The sequence below is a fragment of the Acinetobacter towneri DSM 14962 = CIP 107472 genome (assembly GCF_000368785.1).
Taxonomy (GTDB): Bacteria; Pseudomonadota; Gammaproteobacteria; order Pseudomonadales; family Moraxellaceae; genus Acinetobacter; species Acinetobacter towneri.
Genome location: NZ_KB849674.1, coordinates 6,459 through 7,052 on the forward strand (window position 1 = coordinate 6,459; position 594 = coordinate 7,052).

General features: G+C 42.4%; 1 protein-coding gene. It reads left to right on the top strand.

From position 1 onward, the window contains the following. Positions 1-594 (top strand): cytochrome c biogenesis protein CcdA (locus F947_RS00255; RefSeq protein ID WP_004969039.1); only part of this gene is annotated, 594 nt, incomplete at both ends.

The following is a 594-nucleotide window of genomic DNA, read 5'->3' on the forward strand; positions in this document are numbered from 1 at the left end:
AATCAACTGGATCAAATTCAATCTGTACAGCAGGGTGGCACTTTGATTGGTGCTGCCGTGATGGGCGTGATTTCTGCTTTGCTGGTCGGCCCATGTATGACAGCACCTTTAGCAGGAACATTGTTATTCATCGCACAGACTCAGGATCAGTGGCGTGGCGCCTTATTGTTATTTTGTCTTGGTTTCGGGATGGGAATTCCATTATTAATTGCCACTTTCCTTGGAACCAAAATTTTACCTAAAGCAGGACAATGGATGCATCAGATTAAGGTGATCTTCGCCTTTATTATGCTTGCACTGGCAATTTACTTTATTCGCCCGCTTTTATCAGATGGCTGGATACAGATTGTAAGTTTGATACTTGGTATCGCCTTTATTGTTTATGCGCTATATCGCTTGATAAAGTATCCTGATCAGTTGAAGTGGTTGTATCTATTGCTATTATTAGTGGTAACACCATTGGTAGCATTTGATCAGTACCAGCATAGTCAACGCTGGTTTGTACAGGACACTCAAAAAACAGTTCAGTGGCATACCGCAAGGACAGCAGTAGAATTTAAGCAATTGCTTGAACGGGTTCCTGCACAGCAACCT